We start from the raw sequence: 16,891 nt of genomic DNA on the forward strand, positions 1-16,891 counted from the left end.
GGTAACATATTTGCTGAACTCGTTGATTTGCCGCCGCCGCAGAGATTCCGCTCCCGAAGAGGGGCCCTTGTCGTGCGCCTGGGAGATCGATCCACACCGGACTCGCAAGGGGCGACCAATGAAGAAGATCACCAAGGGCACCATCGCCGCAGGCGCGGCCGTGGCACTCCTGCTCGGCGCGGGCGGCACGCTCGCATACTGGAACGACACGGTCGACGTCAGCGACACCGCGGTCATCACCGCCGGCAACCTGGCGCTCTCGCAGACCTCGGCACCGGCGTGGACCATCACGCACACGGACGGCACGGCGACCGCAGTGGCCGACATCAGCGCCGTGCGCATCGTGCCCGGTGACCAGCTCACCTTCAGCGCGGACTACGCGATCGCGGCGCAGGGCCAGAACCTCGTCTTCGAGGCCGGTGTCGCGCCCGGCGCGATCGAGGCCGCCTCCGCCGCCCCCGCCGACGTCGCGCTCGCGAGCCGCCTCACGGAGACCGCGGCCTTCACGATCAACGGTGTCGCAGGCTCGACCGCAGAGATCGAGCACCGCAGCAACACCGCGGGCACCTACGCCGTCACGATCGACGTCGACCTCGACTGGGCGTTCGGCGATGCCGCGTCGCCCGCGCTCGACAACCCCGCCAAGACCGGTGCGGTCGACCTCTCCGAGTTCGCCGTGACCGTCACGCAGGTCGACGGCACCCCGTGATCGCGGGCGGTGGCCGGCGCGCGAGCGTCGGCCACCGCACCGAGGCACCACGATGCACGCAGCCCTGCAGCACGCTCCTCGCCGCGCCGCCCACGCGCGGCCGCGGTCGAGCAGTCGGCTCCGCTCCGCCGCGCTCACCGGCCTCATCCTGACGGGCGCCACCGTGCTCGGCCTCGCCGGAGCGGGCGGCACCTACGCCCTGCTCTCCGCGCGCGCTGAGACGTCGAGCGCGACGATCCGTGCCGGCACGCTCGACCTGCGCATCGACGGCCAGGCCTCGGCTGCCCTCGGCAACCTGCCGGTGAGTCCGGCGACGCCGGTCGTGCGCGCCTTCACGGTCACGAGCGTCGGGGATGTCCCCTCGACGCTCCGAGGCAGCGTCACGGCGACGACGGCGCAGCAGATCACCAGCAGCGCGCAGGTTCGCATCACACCGGTCGCCTCGGCGGCAGCGTGCGCTCCCGGACTCGCAGGTGCGCTGGCACCGCTGGGCAACTACTCGGCACCGAACCTCGGGCGCATCGCCGCGGGCGCGCAGCGCACGTTCTGCCTCGAGGTGCGTCTCGCGGCGAACACCCCGGTGGCACAGAGCGGGCAGAGCATCGGATTCACCCTGGACATCACGGCGACGCAGGAGGCGAGCTGACATGCGGCGGACGCGGAAGGGCCTGATGGCGTTCGCCGTCGGCGCGCTCGCGTTCGCCATGCTCGCCGGCGGGGGCGCAGCCTCCGCGTACTGGACCGCAGGTGCGCAGGGCTCGGGCCAGGTCACGACGCAGGCCGTCCGCGTCTCGCAGACGAGCTTCCCCTCCCTCGGCGCGACCTTCATCAACACGCACACGAGCCTCACGACGACCGGTTCCTTCACGGTCACCAACTCCGGCGGGGTCGCGGGAGTCGCATCGACCACGATCACGTCGGCCGACGCGCGCGCGGCACAGCTGGCGCTGCGCATCTGGCCCGTGGCCTCCACGGCGGCCTGCACTGCCGCGACCGCCGTCCCCGTCACGGCGGGCACGGGCACCTGGGCCTCGACGACCGTGGCGGGCACCTCGCTCGCCGCCGGTGCTTCGCAGGTCCTCTGCGTGCGCACGACGCTGCCCGTCTCGCAGCGCAACGCGCTCGCCTCGACGACCGGCACCACCTCCGTCGCCGCGAACCTCAACGTCTCGCTCGTGGGCACCGGCACCGGCTGGACCGCGGCCTCCGCCCCGGCTCCCGCCGCGCACACCACGCAGGCGATCTACCCGCTCGACACCAGCCTGGCCCCGGTCATCGGTTCGCGGTGGCACACCCTCCGCACCGCCGCGAGCACCGGCGTCTGCCTCGATGTCAGCGGTGCCGGTGGTGTGGGCGCGGCCGTGATCGGCTGGACCTGCACCCAGGTCAACAGTGCGCCCCAGGCCAACCAGCTGTGGCAGGTCGTGCCGGTCAGCGAAGCGGATCGCACGCTCGTGACCCTCCGGCCGCGTCATCAACCCACGATGCGCCTCGCGGTCGACGCGACCGGCCGTCAGACCCTGGCGATCGCTGCTGCCGGCGCGGCGCAGCAGTGGTACGTGCAGCGCGCCTCGGCGTCGACGGTGCAGCTGGTCTCCGCGGTGGATGGTCGATGCCTCTCGCTCCCCACCGCGAGCAGTGCCACCGCGCGCACGACGGTCGATTGCACCGACGCCACGGCCGCCGTGCTCTCGCCCCAGCTGCAGCCGCTCGGCTTCACCTGGAACCCGGGACTCATCGGCCTCGGCTCGAACGCTGCGCTCACGGTCGGAGCGAACCGAGCGGACTTCATCCTCGAGCGCGAGGCGAGTGCCGGGGTCTGGCAGAGCGTCGCGTTCGTGCAGCCAGCGGCATACCCCACGATGATCACGATCGCGCCCGCCAACCTCTTCACCGGCAACACCACCCTGCGCCTCCGGTACGCCGACGGCACCGTGGCCTACGCGTTCGTGCTCAACCGCTCGACCACCAACGTGGTCTCCGCAGTGTCAGGCACCGGATGAGCGCTCGCGTTGTCCGTCGGCTCTGCTCGTTCGCCGTCGCCACGGTGCTCGGCACGGGGCTCGTGATGGCGAGTGCCGCACCGGCGGGCGCGGCGCCAGCTCCGGCGCAGACCGCTCCCTCCCCAGAGCTCCTGCTCGTCTCGCACGACGGCGAGCGCTTCACGCACGGCAGCGACCTCGCGCTGTTCGGCGACGCCGGTCGCGTCGTGCCCGGCGACGCGGTGACCGAGCGGGTCTGGCTCCGCAACGACACCGCCGAGCCCGGCGTGCTGCGCATCGACCTCGTCGACGTGAGCGCCGACGACCGCGACCTGGCCATCGCGACGGATCTCGTCTTCTCGAGCGCCGACGAGGGTGAGCTCGGCCGCCTCAGCATCGAGGATGCGCTCGGTGCCGAGCGCTGCGCGACCGTGCGAGGCGACATCCCGCTCGGGCCGGGCGAGGAGCTGCAGCTCGACGTCGCGATGCTCGTCGACCCCGCGCTCGGCTCGCAGTCGCGGGACGACGGCCGCGTTGGCGCGCTCGGCAGCGTCGCCTTCGGGCTGCAGGCGGCGCTCGCCGACGCGCGCGCCGGCCACGACCTCGGCAGCTGCCCGCAGAGCGGCGGCGCCCCCGGCGCGGGCGGCGACGACCCCGGCGCGGGTGCCGGCAGCGAGGGCGGCTCCGGCGGCGAGCTGCCGCAGACGGGCAGTGGGATGCCGCTCGGCTTCGCGCTCATCGGCGCCGTGTTCGTGGGCGGCGGGCTGCTCGGCGTCCTGCTGGCGCGGCGCCGCGCCGAGTCGGCGGCCCGCGCGAGCGAGCAGTGACCGAGGCTGCAGCGCCGGGCGCCGCTCGCGGCCGGCACCGTCGGCGAGGCGGCTCGAACGCCATCGTGAGCACCATCCGCGCGCTCGCCACCGGCATCATGGCCGGCGTGCTCGCGGTCGTCGTGCTGATCGGCATCGCGGCGATCGTCGTGCCCGCCGTCACCGGCTCGACCGCGCTGACGGTGCTGACGTCGTCGATGGAGCCGGGCCTCCCGCCCGGCACGCTCGTGGTGGTGCGCCCTACCCCGATCGACGAGATCGCGCCGGGCAGCATCATGACCTACCAGCTGCGCAGCGGCGAGCCGACGGTCGTCACGCACCGCGTGCTCGAGCAGCACCGCACGGCCGACGGCGGCTACCGCTTCGTCACGAAGGGCGACGCCAACCCCGCCCCCGACCCGGGCTTCGTGCGCGAGGTGCAGGTGCGCGGCACCGTCTGGTACTCGATCCCGCTCGTGGGCTGGGTCACCCAGGTGGTCACCGGCGAGGTGCGGGCCGTCGTCATCCCGATCGCGGTCCTCGCGCTCAGCATCTACGCGGTGTCGATGATCGTGGCGGGCGTACGTGAGCGGTCGCGCGAGCGGCGGCGGTCAGCCGCCGAGCGAGACCTCGTGCAAGAGTCATCCCCGTGAGCACCGCCGCCGACCGCTTCCGCGAGGGTCGGCACCGCGCCGATCCGCGCCGCCTCGGCTCGTCGATCGCCGTCGTCGGCGGGCTCGTCTTCGCCTTCGCGAACGGCGACGGGGCGATCGACCAGCCCTGGCTGCTCGGCCTCCGCATCCTCGCCGCCGCGCTCGCGGCGCTCTGCGTGTGGCGGCTCTTCGTCGCACCGCGGCCGCTCGGCGCTCCCGCGACGCCGCATCGCTTCGCCTGGCTCCTCTACCTCTGCTCGGTGGCAGCGATGCTGGCCGCGATCGCCGGCGGTCGGGCGCTGCTCGCGGCGATCGGCGCCGAGCACGCGGCACCGGCCTGGATCGCGGTCTGCGTCGGCGCCCACTTCGTGCCCTTCGCGATCGCCTTCCGCGAGCGGATGCTGACGCGCCTCGGCGTGTCGGTGGCCGTCGTCGGCGCGGTCGGCGTGGCACTCGCCATCGCGCTCGGCGCACCCTGGGGCGACCTCGGCGCGATCCTCGCCGGCATCGTGCAGCTCACCGTCATCGCCGCCTGGTCGCTGCGCGGGCGTGGCGGTGCGCCCTCCGACTGACTGCTCCCGCGTGTCGGGCACCGGGACTGGACACCACACCGATTGCGCGTATGGTCGTGGGGTGGCTGAAAGCATCCTCCTCGGGCACGCGCCCAGGCCGACCTCCGGCGCCCAGCTCGAGAAGCGCATCCGCACCCTGGTGATCGCGGCTGAGCCGGCGGGCATCGCCTGCACCTCGCTCATCGAGGCAGAGCTCGACGGCGCCGACATCGCGCACCTGCACCTCGACCTCACCGACTTCGAGCTGGCTGGCGAGCACGACCGCGACCGAGCGAGGCTCGAGCCGCAGGGCGCGCCCGTCTCGATCGAGGACGCCGTGCTGCGCGAGCTTCGCGTCAAGGCCGACCCGATGGTGATCTCCGGCGCGCGCGTGCGGCTCGACGCGCAGCTCACCGACGTGCCCTTCCGCTGGCTCGAGACCGACAACGGCGAGCTCGCCGTCGAGCTCTCGCCGCCCGACGCGCAGCACCCGCTGCACGGCTGGGCGATCGTCGCGGTGCCGAAGGAGCAGCTCGGCAAGGCCGTGCTCGGGCTCGCCGAGTCGGCGCTGCTCGACCGCGGCATCACGGTGTCGCGCTTCGACGTCGATGTGGCGCAGGCAGGACCGCGGGCCGTCAGCCTGACCTTCGACGCCAAGGTGCGCAAGGGTCTGCTCGGCGCCCACGTGACGGGCTCGGCGAACGCCGAGATCGACGAGCAGATGGGTGTGACGCTCTCGGGCATCAAGGTCGACAGCGGCAACCCGCTCATCGCCGCGATGCTCGGCGCGGTGCGCGGCAAGATCGCGCAGTACGACGGCCGCCGCATCGACCTCGCCGCCGAGCTGCCCCCGGGCATCCGGGTCGCCGACGTGCAGGTGCAGGTCACCGAGGACGTGACGATCGAGGCGCGGCTGGCCTAGCCGCCGCCTCTGGCCTAGGCCCCGACGAGCACCGGCTCGACCAGCCCCGGCGGCATGACCCCGGGCATCCGCACGCCCGCAGCCGACAGCCGCCTGGCCGACTCGTCAGCATCGATCCAGTCGAGCGGCGGGGTGTCGCCGAGCGGCACCACCGAGTGCAGCACGGTCGAGGGGTAGACGTGCACGAGGTTGAACGCGCGAGCGCCGTCGCGGCCGCGCGTGCCGCCGACCGGCACGTTGAGATCCTGCGTGTAGCAGGTGGCGGAGGCCACCGAGACGGGGATGCCGGCGAAGGTCGCCGTCGACGAGTAGTGCAGGTGGCCCGCGAGGATCGAGCGCACGTCGGTGCCCGCGAGCACCTCGGCGAGCGGAGCCTGCTCGCGCAGCTCCACGCTCACCGCGAGGTCGAGCACGCTCGGCACCGGCGGGTGGTGCATCGCGAGGATCGTGCCGTGCGGAGCGGGCGTCGCGAGCACGGCGAGCAGCCAGTCGCGCTGCTCGACGCTCACGTGGCCGTGGTGCCTGCCCGGCACGGTGGAGTCGAGCGTGATGATGCGCAGGCCGTCGAGCTCGGTGACGGCGTCGATCGGCTCGTCGGAGGCGGGCTCGTCGAGCAGGTGCGCGCGGAACGCGCGGCGCTCGTCGTGGTTGCCCATCACCCAGATGACGCGGGAGCCGAGCTCGGCGGCGACCGGGTCGACGATCTCGCGCAGCCGGCGATAGGCGTCGGGCTCGCCCCGGTCGGCGAGATCGCCCGTGAAGACGATCGCGTCGGGGCGGGCGCCGGATGCCTCGAACTCGGTGAAGAGGCGGCGCAGGTGCGCCTCGCTCGGCACGCGGTCGTAGAGGCTGCCGCCGCCTGCCAGCAGGTGGGTGTCGGAGATGTGCAGGAGGAAGTGATCCGGCCGGGGATGCTCGGCCTCGAACGTGGTCACGGTGATGGTCTCCCGATCTCTCGGTCATGCACAGCGATGGGCACTGGTCGAACCGTAGTCCAGCACGCGCGCGCGAACGCGCCGTGAACCCGGCGTGTACGCAGGTCGAACGGCGCAGCCGGGCGGGCCAGTAGCATGAGGCTGAGGCAGACACCCAGCGGGCAGGAGCAGATCCAGACGTGAGCGACCTTCGGGAGCACGGCATCGACAGCCGACGGAGCGCCTTCGCGCCATCGCGGCTGGAGCCTCCGGCGCAGCTGGTCTCGAACGCCCACGAGCCCGTGCTCGTCTCGACGGGAGGCGGCTTCAGCCGCTTCGACCGCCCCGACATCGTCGTGCGCAAGGGGCGCTATGCCCTCGCGAACGGCCACATGACGCCGCACGAGTCGATGGTGGAGGATCTGCTCGCGGTCGGCGCCGCCCTCGACGCGGCCGGCATCCCGTGTTTGCTGGTGCGCGACGATCGCGGCAGGCCGATCATCGCCGTCGACCGCGCGCGCCGCGCCGAGCTCGCGGCCGCGCTCGCGACGGCCTTCGCCGACGAGCCCTTCTACGCCGAGGCGATCGCGCCCCAGAAGGCGGCGAGCCGCGGACCGGTGCTGCTCGCCGACGGTCAGCTCGCAGGCCACAAGAAGGCCTCGGCCATGCGCGTCTACCGTCCCCGCGTCGAGCCGGCCGGCCGGCTGCGCTACGGCCCCGAGACCGCGCTGCAGCTCGAGCTGTGGCGCTTCGGCGAGGAGACCCTCGTCGCGCCGCTGCCGAACGCGGTGATGCGCGCCGCCATGCCGCGCCACGAGGCCGTCGGCGACACGGTCGTGCGCTTCGGCCGCGAGTGGCAGACGATCCAGCACATGTGGGAGCCGCTCGCGAGCGACGTCACCTTCGACGTCGACATCGTCTTCTCGTGGGTCGACGGCTCGAGCAGCGAGTTCCAGCGGCAGTGGGCAGAGCGGATGCGCGACCACGTCGTCGGCGAGGGCGACGACTCGGAGGCGCGCTTCCGGCAGATCGACGAGCTGAAGTACGCGCTGCGCTCGATCCACATGTACGCGCCGTGGATCCGCCACATCTTCATCGCGACCGACTCCCCGGCGCCCGCGTGGCTCGCGGACCACCCGAAGGTGACGATCGTGCCGGCGGAGGACATGTTCGCCGACACCTCGGTGCTGCCGACCCACAACTCGCACGCGGTCGAGGCGCAGCTGCACCACATCGAGGGTCTGAGCGAGCACTTCCTCTACTCCAACGACGACATGTTCTTCGCGCGGCCGCTCGAGCCCGACCTCTTCTTCTCGCCCGGCGGGGTGACGAAGTTCGTCGAGGCGACGACGCGCATCGGGCTCGGGGACACGGATCCGGCGCGCTCGGGGCACGACAACGCCGCGCGCTTCAACCGCAGCCTGCTGCGCGAGCGCTTCGGCACCGTGACGACGCGGCACCTCGAGCACTGCGCCGCGCCGCTGCGGCGCAGCGTGCTGCGCGAGCTCGAGGCGACCTTCCCGGAGGACTTCCGCCGCACGGCGGCCTCGCGCTTCCGCTCGGCGACCGACATCTCGGTCACGAACTCGCTCTACCACTACTACGCCCTCATGACGGGGCGCGCGGTGCAGCAGACGGTCGCGAGGGTGCAGTACGTCGAGACGACGCTGCACAAGGCGCTGCCTGCGATGGAGCGGCTGCTGCGCAAGCGCGACCAGGACATGTTCTGCCTCAACGACGGCAGCCGGCCAGAGATCACGGCCGAGGAGCGCAACCGCGCCGTCACCGAGTTCCTCGAGGCCTACTTCCCGATCCCGGCGCCCTGGGAGCGCGTGCACCAGCCCGGTGCGAGCGCGAGCTCCCGCCCGGCCGCCTGAGCATCGTCAGCGGGCGAGCAGCTCGTCGACCTCTGCGGCGCTCGCGATGCTCGCGGAGGCGCCGCGGCGCGTGACGGTGACCGCGCCTGCAGCGGTCGCGCGCTGGACGGCCGCCACCAGGCTGAGGCCGGCGGCGATGGATGCGGCGAGGTGGCCCGCGTAGGCGTCTCCCGCGGCCGTGGTGTCGACCGCGTCGACGCGGAGCGGGGGGTGCTCGCTCGCGCCCTCGGCGGTGACGAGCACGCTGCCGGCGCCGGCCATGGTGACGATGGCGGCCCGCGCGCCGCGCTCGAGGAACCAGCGGCCCGCGCGCGCCGCCGACTCGGCCGAGTCGACCGCGATCCCCGTCAGCAGCGCCGCCTCGGTCTCGTTGGGCTTGATGATGTCGACGAGGGGCCAGATCTCGTCGGGCAGCTCGCGCGCGGGCGCCGGGTCGAGGATCACGGTGATGCCCGCCGCGTGCGCCCGGCGGACGGCGCCGAGCGTGGTCTCGAGCGGCGTCTCGAGCTGCGTGAGCAGCACCGCGACGCGGTCGCCGAGCGCGCTGAAGGCGGCATCGAGCTGGCCGTCGTCGAGCGCCGCGTTCGCGCCGGAGACGATCACGATGTCGTTCTCGCCGCCGGCGACGCGGATGTGCGCGATGCCGGTGTGGGCGTCCGCCAGCCTGCGCACGTGGGTCAGGCCCACGCCGTGCTCGCCGAGCCCCGTCGTGACGAGGGTGCCGAACGCGTCGTCGCCGACGCATCCGACCATGTGCGCCGCGGCACCGGCCCTCGCCACGGCGACGGCCTGGTTCGCGCCCTTGCCGCCGAGGCCGAGCTCGAAGGCCTCGCCCGCGAAGGTCTCGCCGGGCTCGGGGAGGCGGCTGGAGTAGGCGGTGACGTCGGCGTTGATCGAGCCGACGATCAGCACGCCATCGCGGTCTGCGGGCATGGCTCGAGCCTACCGACCGTGCCGCACCGGGCCCGGCAGGGGTGCCTCAGACCGCGGTGTAGCCGCCGTCGACGACCATGTAGCTGCCCGTGACGAAGGATGCGTCGTCCGAGAGCAGGAACGCGACGACCGCCGCGATCTCGTCGGGCGTGCCGAGGCGGCCGAGCGCCTGCTTCGCAGCCATCGCGTCGCGCGCCTCCTGGTCGAGGTTCTGCTCGAGCAGCGGCGTGAGGATGTAGCCCGGTCCGATCGCGTTGATGCGCAGGCCCTCGGGGCCGTACTCCACCGCGGCGTTCTTCGTCAGGCCGACGACGCCGTGCTTGGTGGCCGTGTAGGCGCTGCTGCGCGGTGCCGCGACCATGCCGTGGATGGAGGCGATGTTCACGATCGCCGACTCCCGCGGAGCGTCGAGCATGGCGCTGATCTGCTCGCGCATGCCGTACATGACGCCGCTGAGGTTGACCGCGACGACCGCGTCCCACTCCTCGACCGGCACGTCGGCGGTGCGGTGCGGTGCGCCGCCGATGCCAGCGTTGTTCACGGCGTAGTGGAGCGCGCCGTAGGTGTCGCGCGCGAACGCGACCACCTTCTGCGCGTCGGCGGGCTTCGACGAATCGGCCTCGATCGGGGCGGCGCTGCCGCCCGTCGCTGCGATCTCGTCCACCACGCGCTGCGCGGCCTCGAGCTTGATGTCGGTCACGACCACCTTGGCGCCCTCGGAGGCGAGTCGCTTGGCGATCGCCTCACCGATGCCCGAGCCTCCACCCGTCACCAGGGCGACCTTGCTGTCGAAACGTGCCATCTCTCCCACTCCTCTGCGTCCGTCGTGCGTCTCCTAGAGGCAACGCGCGCGACCGCGCGGCATTCCAGCTCAGTCGGCGCGCGGCACCAGCCGGTCGAGCTGCGTCACGTGCTGCGGGCCGAGCTCCTCGAGCGATGAGACGCCGAGCAGGCGCATGGTGCGCTGCACCTCGCCGGTCAGGATGGCGAGCGCGCGGTTGACGCCCGCGCGACCGCCGGCCATCAGGCCGTAGAGGTAGGCGCGCCCGACCATCGTGGTGCGCGCGCCGAGCGCGACCGCCGCGACGATGTCGGTGCCCGACATGATCCCCGTGTCGAGGTGGATCTCGAGGTCGTCGCCGACCTCGCGCGCCACCTCCGGCAGCAGTCGGAACGGCACGGGTGCGCGGTCGAGCTGCCGGCCGCCGTGGTTCGAGAGCGTGATGGCGTCGACGCCCAGGTCGGCGAGCGTGCGGGCGTCGGCGACCGACTGCACGCCCTTGACGACGAGCTTGCCCGGCCAGGCCGCGCGCACCTCCGCGAGCGCCTCGTAGTCGACCGAGGGGTCGAACATGGCGTCGAGCAGCTCGCCGACCGTGCCGTCCCACTTCGAGATCGCGGCGAAGGTGACGGGCTCCGTGGTGAGGAAGTTCCACCACCACTCGACCTTGGGGGCCGCGTCGACGAGCGTCGAGAGGGTCAGCTGCGGCGGGAACTGCATGCCGTTGCGCGCATCCCGGTGGCGGGCACCCGCGACGGGCGTGTCCACCGTGATCATGAGCGTGTCGTACCCGGCCTGCGCGGCCCGCTCGACGAGCTCGAGCGAGCGGTCGCGCTCCTTCATCATGTAGAGCTGCATCCACAGCCGCCCCTCGGGCGAGACCTCTCGCACCCGCTCGATCGACGTGGTGCCGAGCGTCGAGAGGGTGAAGGGGATGCCGTAGGCGGCGGCCGCGCGGGCACCGGCGGGCTCGCCCTCCGCGTGCATCAGGCGGGTGAAGCCGGTCGGTGCGATCGCGAGCGGGAACGCGCTCGGCGCGCCGAGCACATCCCACGACGTGGAGACATCCGTCACGTCCTTGAGCACCGCGGGGTGCAGCTCGACGTCCTCGAAGGCCTGCCGGGCGCGGGCGATGCCGATCTCGCCCTCGGCGGCGCCGTCCGTGTAGTCGAACGGGCCCTTGGGCGTGCGCGCCTTGGCGATCGCCCGCAGATCCCAGATCGTCTGCGCGAGCCCGAGCCGAGCGGCAGCGGGGTTGCCGGGTGCGCGGAAGTTCAGGGTCGCTCGCAGGTCGGCGAGGGTGGGGATGCGTCGTTCCACGGTGTCGTGCTCCTCAGTGCTCAGGCAGTCAGCGGATCTCGGGCGATCAGATCGTGGCAGGGACGAGTCGCTGCTGCTGCTCGCCGAGGCCCTCGATGCCGATCTCCATCACATCACCCGCGACGAGGTAGGGGAAGCGTCCCGACAGCGCCACGCCCTGCGGCGTGCCGGTGTTGATGAGATCGCCCGGCTCCAGCACCAAGTAGTGCGAGAGGTGATGCACGATCTCCGCGACGGGGAAGATCATGTCGGCCGTGCTGGAATCCTGGCGGGCCTCGCCGTTGACCCGCGACCACAGCCGCAGCGACTGCACGTCGACCTCGTCGGGGGTGACGAGCTCCGGGCCCAGCGGGTTGAAGGTCTCGGCGCACTTGCCCTTCGACCACTGGCCGCCAGAGTGCTTGGTCTGGTAGTCGCGCTCCGAGACGTCGTTCGAGACGACGAAGCCGGCGATCGCCGCGAGCGCCTCCTCCTCGGAGCCGAGGTAGCGGGCGCGCGAGCCGATCACGACGCCGAGCTCGACCTCCCAGTCGACGGTCTCGGCGCCCGGGGGGATCGCCACGTCGTCCTGCGGGCCGACCACGGTGTTCGGGTGCTTGAAGAAGAGGATCGGCACCGAGGGCGGGGCGTCGCCAGACTCGGCGGCGTGCGCCGCGTAGTTCTGGCCGATGCACAGCACCGCCGTGGGGCGCGCGATGGGCGCGCCCACGCGCATCCGCTCCGCTCCCTCGAGCGCCGGCAGCTCGCCGGCCTCGAGCGCGGCGCGCGCCCGATCGGCGCCGCCGCTCTCGAGGAAGGCGCCGTCGATGTCTGCCGTGATGCCGCGCAGGTCGAGGCGGCGGTCGCCGTCCACGAGCACGGGGATCTCTGCGCCGGGCTCGCCGAGTCGCTGGAATCGCATGGGGTCTCCTCTGGTCGGATGTCCGGGCTGGTCAGTGCGTGAAGGGCCGGTCGCGCGGCACGTCGGGGTTGAGCTCGACGCCGAAGCCGGGCGTCTCGGGCACGACGAGGCGGCCGTTCACCGGGACCGGCTCGTTCAGCAGCAGCGGCGAGAACATCGGCACGACCTCCTCGGCCGTCTCGTGCATCATCAGGAACTCGGCGAACGGGCTGTTCGTGCGGGTCACGACGAAGTGGTACGAGTACACCGACGAGCCGTGGGGGACGACCATGGTGCCGTGGCTGTCGGCGAGCGCCGAGATCTTGATGAGCTCGGTGATGCCGCCGCACCAGCCCACGTCGGGCTGGATGATGTCGACGCCGGTCTCGAGCAGCTGGCGGAAGCCCCAGCGGGTCGCCTCGTGCTCGCCGGTCGTGATGAGCATGCCGGCCGGCGCCTGCTGCTTCAGCTGCTGGTAGCCCCAGTAGTCGTCCGGGATCAGCGCCTCCTCGAGCCACTTGAGCCCATGCTCGCTCGCTGCGTGCGCGAGGCGCGTCGCGTACTCGACGTCGAGCGACATCCAGCAGTCCCACATGAGCCAGAAGTCGTCGCCGACCCTCTCGCGCATGTCGGCGAGCTCCGCGATGTTCTTCCTGAAGCCCTCCTCGCCCTCCGAGGGGCTGAAGTGCAGCGGCATCTTGCCGCCGATGAAGCCGAGCTCCTTGGCGCGGTCGGGCCTGGCGCCCGTGGCGTAGAACTGCAGCTCGTCCCGCACGGGCCCGCCGAGGAGCGCGTACACGGGCTCGTCGCGCAGGCGCCCCAGCAGGTCGTAGAGCGCCAGGTCGACGCCGCTGATCGTGTTCAGCACCACGCCGCGGCGGCCGTAGTAGAGGGTCGAGCGGTACATCTGATCCCAGATGCGCTCGATGTCGGTGACGGCTCGCCCCTCGAGGAAGCGCGCGAGGTGCTTCTCGACGATCCAGGCGCCGATCTCGCCGGCGGTGGTGACGGCGAAGCCGACCGTGCCGTCGTCGGCCTCGATCTCGACCACGAGGGTGCCGAGCACGTTGATGCCGAACGACTGCCGCGACTGCCGGAACTCGGGGTAGGCCGACATCGGCGTCGCGATGTGGTCGTCGATCCAGTGGTAGCCGTCCTGGTCGTGGTAGTCGGCGCCCTTGCCGCGCACGGTGTAGGCGCGGACCTCCTTGATGGTGCGCTGCGTCATCGCTGCTCCTCCTCGTCGGTGTGGCTGTTGTCGGTCTCGGTCATGCGGACGAGCACCTTCCCGGGGATGTCGCCGTGCGCCGCGAGCTCTGCGAACGCGTCGTGGCCGGCCTCGAGCGGCACGGTCTTCGTGATCAGCTCGGCCGCCTGGGGCGGCGCCTGCCCGATCCACTCGGCCGCGTCGCGGAAGTCCTGCGCCGAGTAGGTGAAGCTGCCGACGATCGAGCGCTCCTCGGTGGAGACGAGGAACGCGTCGAGGGCCAGCTTCGGCGCGCCCATGCCCACGAGGCAGACGGTGCCGCCGATGCGGGTGGCCTGCAGGCTGGCGCGCAGGGTCGGCTCGATGCCGACCGCGTCGATCGCGACGTCGGCGGCGCCGCCGAGCGCCTCGCGGATCCGGTCGACCACGTCGTCGCCGGCCGCGTCGAGCGCGGTCGCGCCGAGCCGCTCGACGAGCCCGCGGCGCGAGGCGCTCAGCTCGGTCACGACGATGCGCTCGATGCCCGCCATCTGCAGCGCGAGCACGACGGACTGGCCGATCGGACCGCCGCCGGCGACGACGACGCGGTCGCCCGGCTGCGCGCCGGAGCGACGCACGGCGTGCACCGACACCGCGAGCGGCTCCACGAGCGCGCCGAGCTCGACCGGCATGGATGCCGGCAGCGGCACCACGTTCACCGCCGGCACGACGATGCGCTGCGCGAACGACGCGACCACCTCGCGCTTGACGCCGATGACGTGCTTGCCGGGGGCCATCTGCTCGCGGCCCTGGAACGCATCCGCCTCTGCCGCCGGCACGACGACCGGGTTGAAGGTCGCGATGTCCCCGACGGTGAGGCCCTCGACGCCGTCGCCGAGCGCGTCGATGCGGGCGACGCTCTCGTGGCCCATCACCTGACCCGGGAAGCGTCGGCCGTTCTCCCCGGTGAAGCCGTGGATGTCGGAGCCGCAGATGCCGGTCGCGATGATCTCGAGCCGCACCTCGCCGGCCGCGGGCTCAGGGTCGGGCAGCTCGACGACCGCGAGGCGGCCGATCTCCTCGAGTCGCAGTGCCTTCATCGCTGGGGCTCCGAGACGGTCGGGTTCGACTCGGTGCGCTCGCCGACCTCGCGGACGCCGCGCGAGACGAGGTGGCTGCACGCGATCAGGATCGCGCCGGTCGCGGCGATCGCAGCGAGGGCGATCGAGCCGCCCGAGTCGCCGAAGGCCTCGTCGGAGGCGTTCTTCACGATCGGGGCGAGGAAGCCGCCGAGGTTGCCGATCGAGTTGATCAGCGCGATGCCGGATGCGGCCGCGCCGCCCACGAGGAACGAGGTCGGGAGCGTCCAGAACACCGGCTGCACCGCGATGAAGCCGGCCGCGCCGAGGGCGAGGGCCAGCAGCACGAGCACGGGCTGCTCGAAGACCACCGAGAGCAGGATGCCGACGGCAGAGAGGCCGAGCGTGCAGGCGGCGACGATGCGGCGCTTGCCGGTGCGGTCGGCGATGCGGGTGGCGACGAGCACGCCCACGATCGCGAGGCTCCAGACCGCGCCGGTGAGCACGCCCACCATCAGCCCGACGTCCTCGCCGACCACCGCCGCGACTTGCGTGGGCAGGTAGAAGGTGACGCCGTAGACGGCCATCTGGATCGTCAGGAAAGCGACGCTGAAGTAGAGCACCGCGGGGTTCGCGAGGGCGCGCAGCGCGCCGCGCGGGGAGTGGTCGGCCTTCGAGGCGTCTTCGCGGTCCAGCGCGGCGATCAGCAGGTCCTTCTGCTGCTGCGTGAGCCACTTGGCGTCGCGCGGGCCGTTGTCGAGGTAGCCGATGATGACGAGGCCGACGATCACGGTGAGGGCGCCGGTGACCAGGAACATGATCTGCCAGCCGGCGAGGCCGCCGAGCCCGTCGAGGTCGAGGAGCAGGCCAGAGAGCGGGCCGCCGAAGATGAACGCGAGCGGGGCGCCGAAGTAGAACAGGCCGTTGACGCGCGCGCGGTGCTCGACGGGGATCCACTTCGTCAGGTACCAGATGACGCCGGGGAAGAAGCCGGCCTCGGTGATGCCGAGCAGCACGCGGAGCACGTAGAACATCGGCTCGTTGAGGGCGAACATCATGAGCCCCGAGACGATGCCCCAGCTGATCATGATGCGAGCGAGCCAGAACTTGGCGCCCACCTTCTGCATGATCATGTTGCTCGGCACCTCGAAGACGGCGTAGCCGAGGAAGAACAGGCCGGCGCCGAGCGCGTAGGCGGCGTCGGAGATGCCCGTGTCCGCCTGGAAGGTGGCCTTCGCGAAGCCGAGGTTCGACCGGTCGAGGAACGCCAGGATGTACATGAGCAGCAGGATGGGGATGAGCCGCGCGGTGACCTTGCGGATCACGGGGGCGAGGGCTGCGGATTGCGCTGATCGCGTGTCGGTCACGGGAATCTCCATTGATCACCAGAGTCGTTCACATATGTGAATCGAGGTTCACGTCTGTGAAGCCGCCAGATGATGCCACGCGGTTCGCGGGTGCGCAAGTGCCCTCGTGCGGTCCGATGGATCAGGGCGAGAGCGCGCCGCGCAGCCCCATGCCGCCGCGGATGGCCTGCGCCGCATCGCGCAGCGGACCGTAGAGCGCGTGCTGCCAGCCCTCGCCCGTGCGGCTCTTCGGCATGGTGATGCTCATGGCTGCGGCGATGCCGGTCTCCGCCACGGTCGTGAGGGGCACGGCGACGCAGCGGCACCCGGCCACGAACTCCTCGTCGTCGGTCGCGAAGCCCAGCTGCCGCGCGCGGGAGACGACGCGCATGATCTCCGGCACATCCGTCACCGTGCGCGGCGTGAGCTGTGGCAGCACGACGGATTCGAGCCGAGCCTGCGCCTCCGCCTCGTCGAGCACGCTCAGCAGCGCCTTGCCGATGCCCGTCGCGTGCGCGTGCAGCCGCATGCCGACCGTCGAGGCCATCCGCATGGGGTTCGGGGAGAGGCTGATGCCGATGTAGACGTTCTCGATGCCGTCGAGCCGGGCGAGCTGCACGGTCTCGCCGGTCGTCTGCACCAGGCGATCCATGTGGGGCTTCGCGGTCTCGAGCAGCAGCCGGTGGCCGTCGTACTGCTGGCCCAGCTGCCAGATGTGCAGGCCCAGCCGGTAGCGCCGATCCGAGAGCTCGAGCCAGCCGGCGTCGACGAGCGTCGCCAGCAGCCCGTGCGCGCTCGACCGCGGCAGCTCGAGCGCTTCGCCGATCTCGACGAAGGTCGCCGCGCCCCGCGCCGCGACGAGGTCGAGCACCGCGAGCGCGCGCTCGGCCGACTTCACGGGGCCGCGTGCCTGGTTCATGCGCTCTCCTGGGTCGTGATCGCGCATCCATCA

17 protein-coding genes are annotated in these 16,891 nt (G+C 72.2%); 8 read left to right on the forward strand and 9 right to left on the reverse strand.

What is annotated here, in order from left to right; translation table 11 throughout:
- Window positions 1-118: 118 nt before the first annotated feature.
- The 7 genes from BQ6202_RS13065 (at window position 119) to BQ6202_RS13095 (ending at window position 5,623) form a co-directional block, all read left to right on the forward strand.
- A complete protein-coding gene (locus BQ6202_RS13065) occupies window positions 119-709 on the forward strand; it encodes an alternate-type signal peptide domain-containing protein (RefSeq protein ID WP_072314825.1) in 591 nt (196 codons plus the stop codon).
- 52 nt (window positions 710-761) lie between these two features.
- Window positions 762-1,355 carry a M73 family metallopeptidase gene (locus BQ6202_RS13070; RefSeq protein WP_072314826.1) on the forward strand — a complete coding sequence of 198 codons (594 nt, stop codon included), beginning with the start codon at window positions 762-764 and terminating at the stop codon, window positions 1,353-1,355.
- 1 nt (window position 1,356) lies between these two features.
- The gene (locus BQ6202_RS13075; protein ID WP_072314827.1) at window positions 1,357-2,712 is read left to right on the forward strand and encodes an RICIN domain-containing protein; all 1,356 of its coding nucleotides are present in this window, start codon (window positions 1,357-1,359) and stop codon (window positions 2,710-2,712) included.
- A complete protein-coding gene (locus BQ6202_RS13080; RefSeq protein ID WP_072314828.1) occupies window positions 2,709-3,518 on the forward strand; it encodes an LPXTG cell wall anchor domain-containing protein in 810 nt (269 codons plus the stop codon). The genes BQ6202_RS13075 and BQ6202_RS13080 overlap by 4 nt, the downstream gene beginning before the upstream one ends.
- A gap of 65 nt (window positions 3,519-3,583) precedes the next feature.
- Complete coding sequence (locus BQ6202_RS13085; protein WP_143143734.1) at window positions 3,584-4,150, forward strand: signal peptidase I; 567 nt, start codon at window positions 3,584-3,586, stop codon at window positions 4,148-4,150.
- Window positions 4,147-4,722 (forward strand): hypothetical protein, encoded by a 576-nt coding sequence (locus tag BQ6202_RS13090; RefSeq protein WP_072314829.1) that lies wholly within the window; start codon window positions 4,147-4,149, stop codon window positions 4,720-4,722. The genes BQ6202_RS13085 and BQ6202_RS13090 overlap by 4 nt, the downstream gene beginning before the upstream one ends.
- 61 nt (window positions 4,723-4,783) lie before the next feature.
- A complete protein-coding gene (locus BQ6202_RS13095; RefSeq protein ID WP_072314830.1) occupies window positions 4,784-5,623 on the forward strand; it encodes a hypothetical protein in 840 nt (279 codons plus the stop codon).
- Window positions 5,624-5,637: 14 nt separating this feature from the next.
- Here BQ6202_RS13095 and BQ6202_RS13100 read toward each other — a convergent pair whose 3' ends face one another.
- A complete protein-coding gene (locus BQ6202_RS13100) occupies window positions 5,638-6,558 on the reverse strand; it encodes a phosphodiesterase (protein WP_072314831.1) in 921 nt (306 codons plus the stop codon).
- Window positions 6,559-6,737: 179 nt separating this feature from the next.
- On the opposite strand from BQ6202_RS13100, the gene BQ6202_RS13105 reads away from it, so the two are divergent.
- Entirely contained in the window at window positions 6,738-8,414 is a 1,677-nt protein-coding gene (locus tag BQ6202_RS13105) for a stealth conserved region 3 domain-containing protein (RefSeq protein WP_234946216.1), read from the forward strand.
- A gap of 6 nt (window positions 8,415-8,420) precedes the next feature.
- Here BQ6202_RS13105 and rbsK read toward each other — a convergent pair whose 3' ends face one another.
- From rbsK to BQ6202_RS13145, 8 genes are all read right to left on the reverse strand, one after another.
- A complete protein-coding gene (gene rbsK, locus BQ6202_RS13110) occupies window positions 8,421-9,347 on the reverse strand; it encodes a ribokinase (protein WP_072314832.1) in 927 nt (308 codons plus the stop codon).
- 46 nt (window positions 9,348-9,393) lie between these two features.
- On the reverse strand, window positions 9,394-10,149 hold the full coding sequence (locus tag BQ6202_RS13115) for an SDR family NAD(P)-dependent oxidoreductase (RefSeq protein ID WP_072314833.1): 756 nt from the start codon (window positions 10,147-10,149) through the stop codon (window positions 9,394-9,396).
- 69 nt (window positions 10,150-10,218) lie between these two features.
- On the reverse strand, window positions 10,219-11,448 hold the full coding sequence (locus BQ6202_RS13120) for an alpha-hydroxy acid oxidase (RefSeq protein ID WP_072314834.1): 1,230 nt from the start codon (window positions 11,446-11,448) through the stop codon (window positions 10,219-10,221).
- A gap of 46 nt (window positions 11,449-11,494) precedes the next feature.
- A complete protein-coding gene (locus BQ6202_RS13125) occupies window positions 11,495-12,349 on the reverse strand; it encodes a fumarylacetoacetate hydrolase family protein (RefSeq protein ID WP_072314835.1) in 855 nt (284 codons plus the stop codon).
- Between the two features lie 31 nt (window positions 12,350-12,380).
- Window positions 12,381-13,556: an L-rhamnonate dehydratase gene (gene rhmD, locus BQ6202_RS13130; RefSeq protein ID WP_072314836.1), complete on the reverse strand. Its 1,176-nt coding sequence runs from the start codon at window positions 13,554-13,556 to the stop codon at window positions 12,381-12,383.
- A complete protein-coding gene (locus BQ6202_RS13135) occupies window positions 13,553-14,614 on the reverse strand; it encodes a zinc-dependent alcohol dehydrogenase (RefSeq protein WP_072314837.1) in 1,062 nt (353 codons plus the stop codon). The genes rhmD and BQ6202_RS13135 overlap by 4 nt, the downstream gene beginning before the upstream one ends.
- On the reverse strand, window positions 14,611-15,960 hold the full coding sequence (locus BQ6202_RS13140) for an MFS transporter (RefSeq protein ID WP_234946217.1): 1,350 nt from the start codon (window positions 15,958-15,960) through the stop codon (window positions 14,611-14,613). Before BQ6202_RS13140 ends, BQ6202_RS13135 begins: the two co-directional genes overlap by 4 nt.
- Window positions 15,961-16,081: 121 nt before the next feature.
- Window positions 16,082-16,858, reverse strand: coding sequence for an IclR family transcriptional regulator (locus BQ6202_RS13145; RefSeq protein ID WP_072314839.1), 777 nt, complete (start codon window positions 16,856-16,858; stop codon window positions 16,082-16,084).
- Between the last annotated feature and the right edge of the window lie 33 nt (window positions 16,859-16,891).

Source organism: Agrococcus sp. Marseille-P2731 (assembly GCF_900117395.1).
In the GTDB taxonomy this organism is placed as follows: domain Bacteria; phylum Actinomycetota; class Actinomycetes; order Actinomycetales; family Microbacteriaceae; genus Agrococcus.

Coding starts and splice junctions, on each gene's coding strand:
- BQ6202_RS13065 (WP_072314825.1), top strand. CDS start 119: ATGAAGAAGATCACCAAGGGCACCATCGCCGCAGGCGCGGCCGTGGCA.
- BQ6202_RS13070 (WP_072314826.1), top strand. CDS start 762: ATGCACGCAGCCCTGCAGCACGCTCCTCGCCGCGCCGCCCACGCGCGG.
- BQ6202_RS13075 (WP_072314827.1), top strand. CDS start 1,357: ATGCGGCGGACGCGGAAGGGCCTGATGGCGTTCGCCGTCGGCGCGCTC.
- BQ6202_RS13080 (WP_072314828.1), top strand. CDS start 2,709: ATGAGCGCTCGCGTTGTCCGTCGGCTCTGCTCGTTCGCCGTCGCCACG.
- rbsK (WP_072314832.1), bottom strand. CDS start 9,347: ATGCCCGCAGACCGCGATGGCGTGCTGATCGTCGGCTCGATCAACGCC.
- BQ6202_RS13115 (WP_072314833.1), bottom strand. CDS start 10,149: ATGGCACGTTTCGACAGCAAGGTCGCCCTGGTGACGGGTGGAGGCTCG.
- BQ6202_RS13125 (WP_072314835.1), bottom strand. CDS start 12,349: ATGCGATTCCAGCGACTCGGCGAGCCCGGCGCAGAGATCCCCGTGCTC.
- rhmD (WP_072314836.1), bottom strand. CDS start 13,556: ATGACGCAGCGCACCATCAAGGAGGTCCGCGCCTACACCGTGCGCGGC.
- BQ6202_RS13135 (WP_072314837.1), bottom strand. CDS start 14,614: ATGAAGGCACTGCGACTCGAGGAGATCGGCCGCCTCGCGGTCGTCGAG.
- BQ6202_RS13145 (WP_072314839.1), bottom strand. CDS start 16,858: ATGAACCAGGCACGCGGCCCCGTGAAGTCGGCCGAGCGCGCGCTCGCG.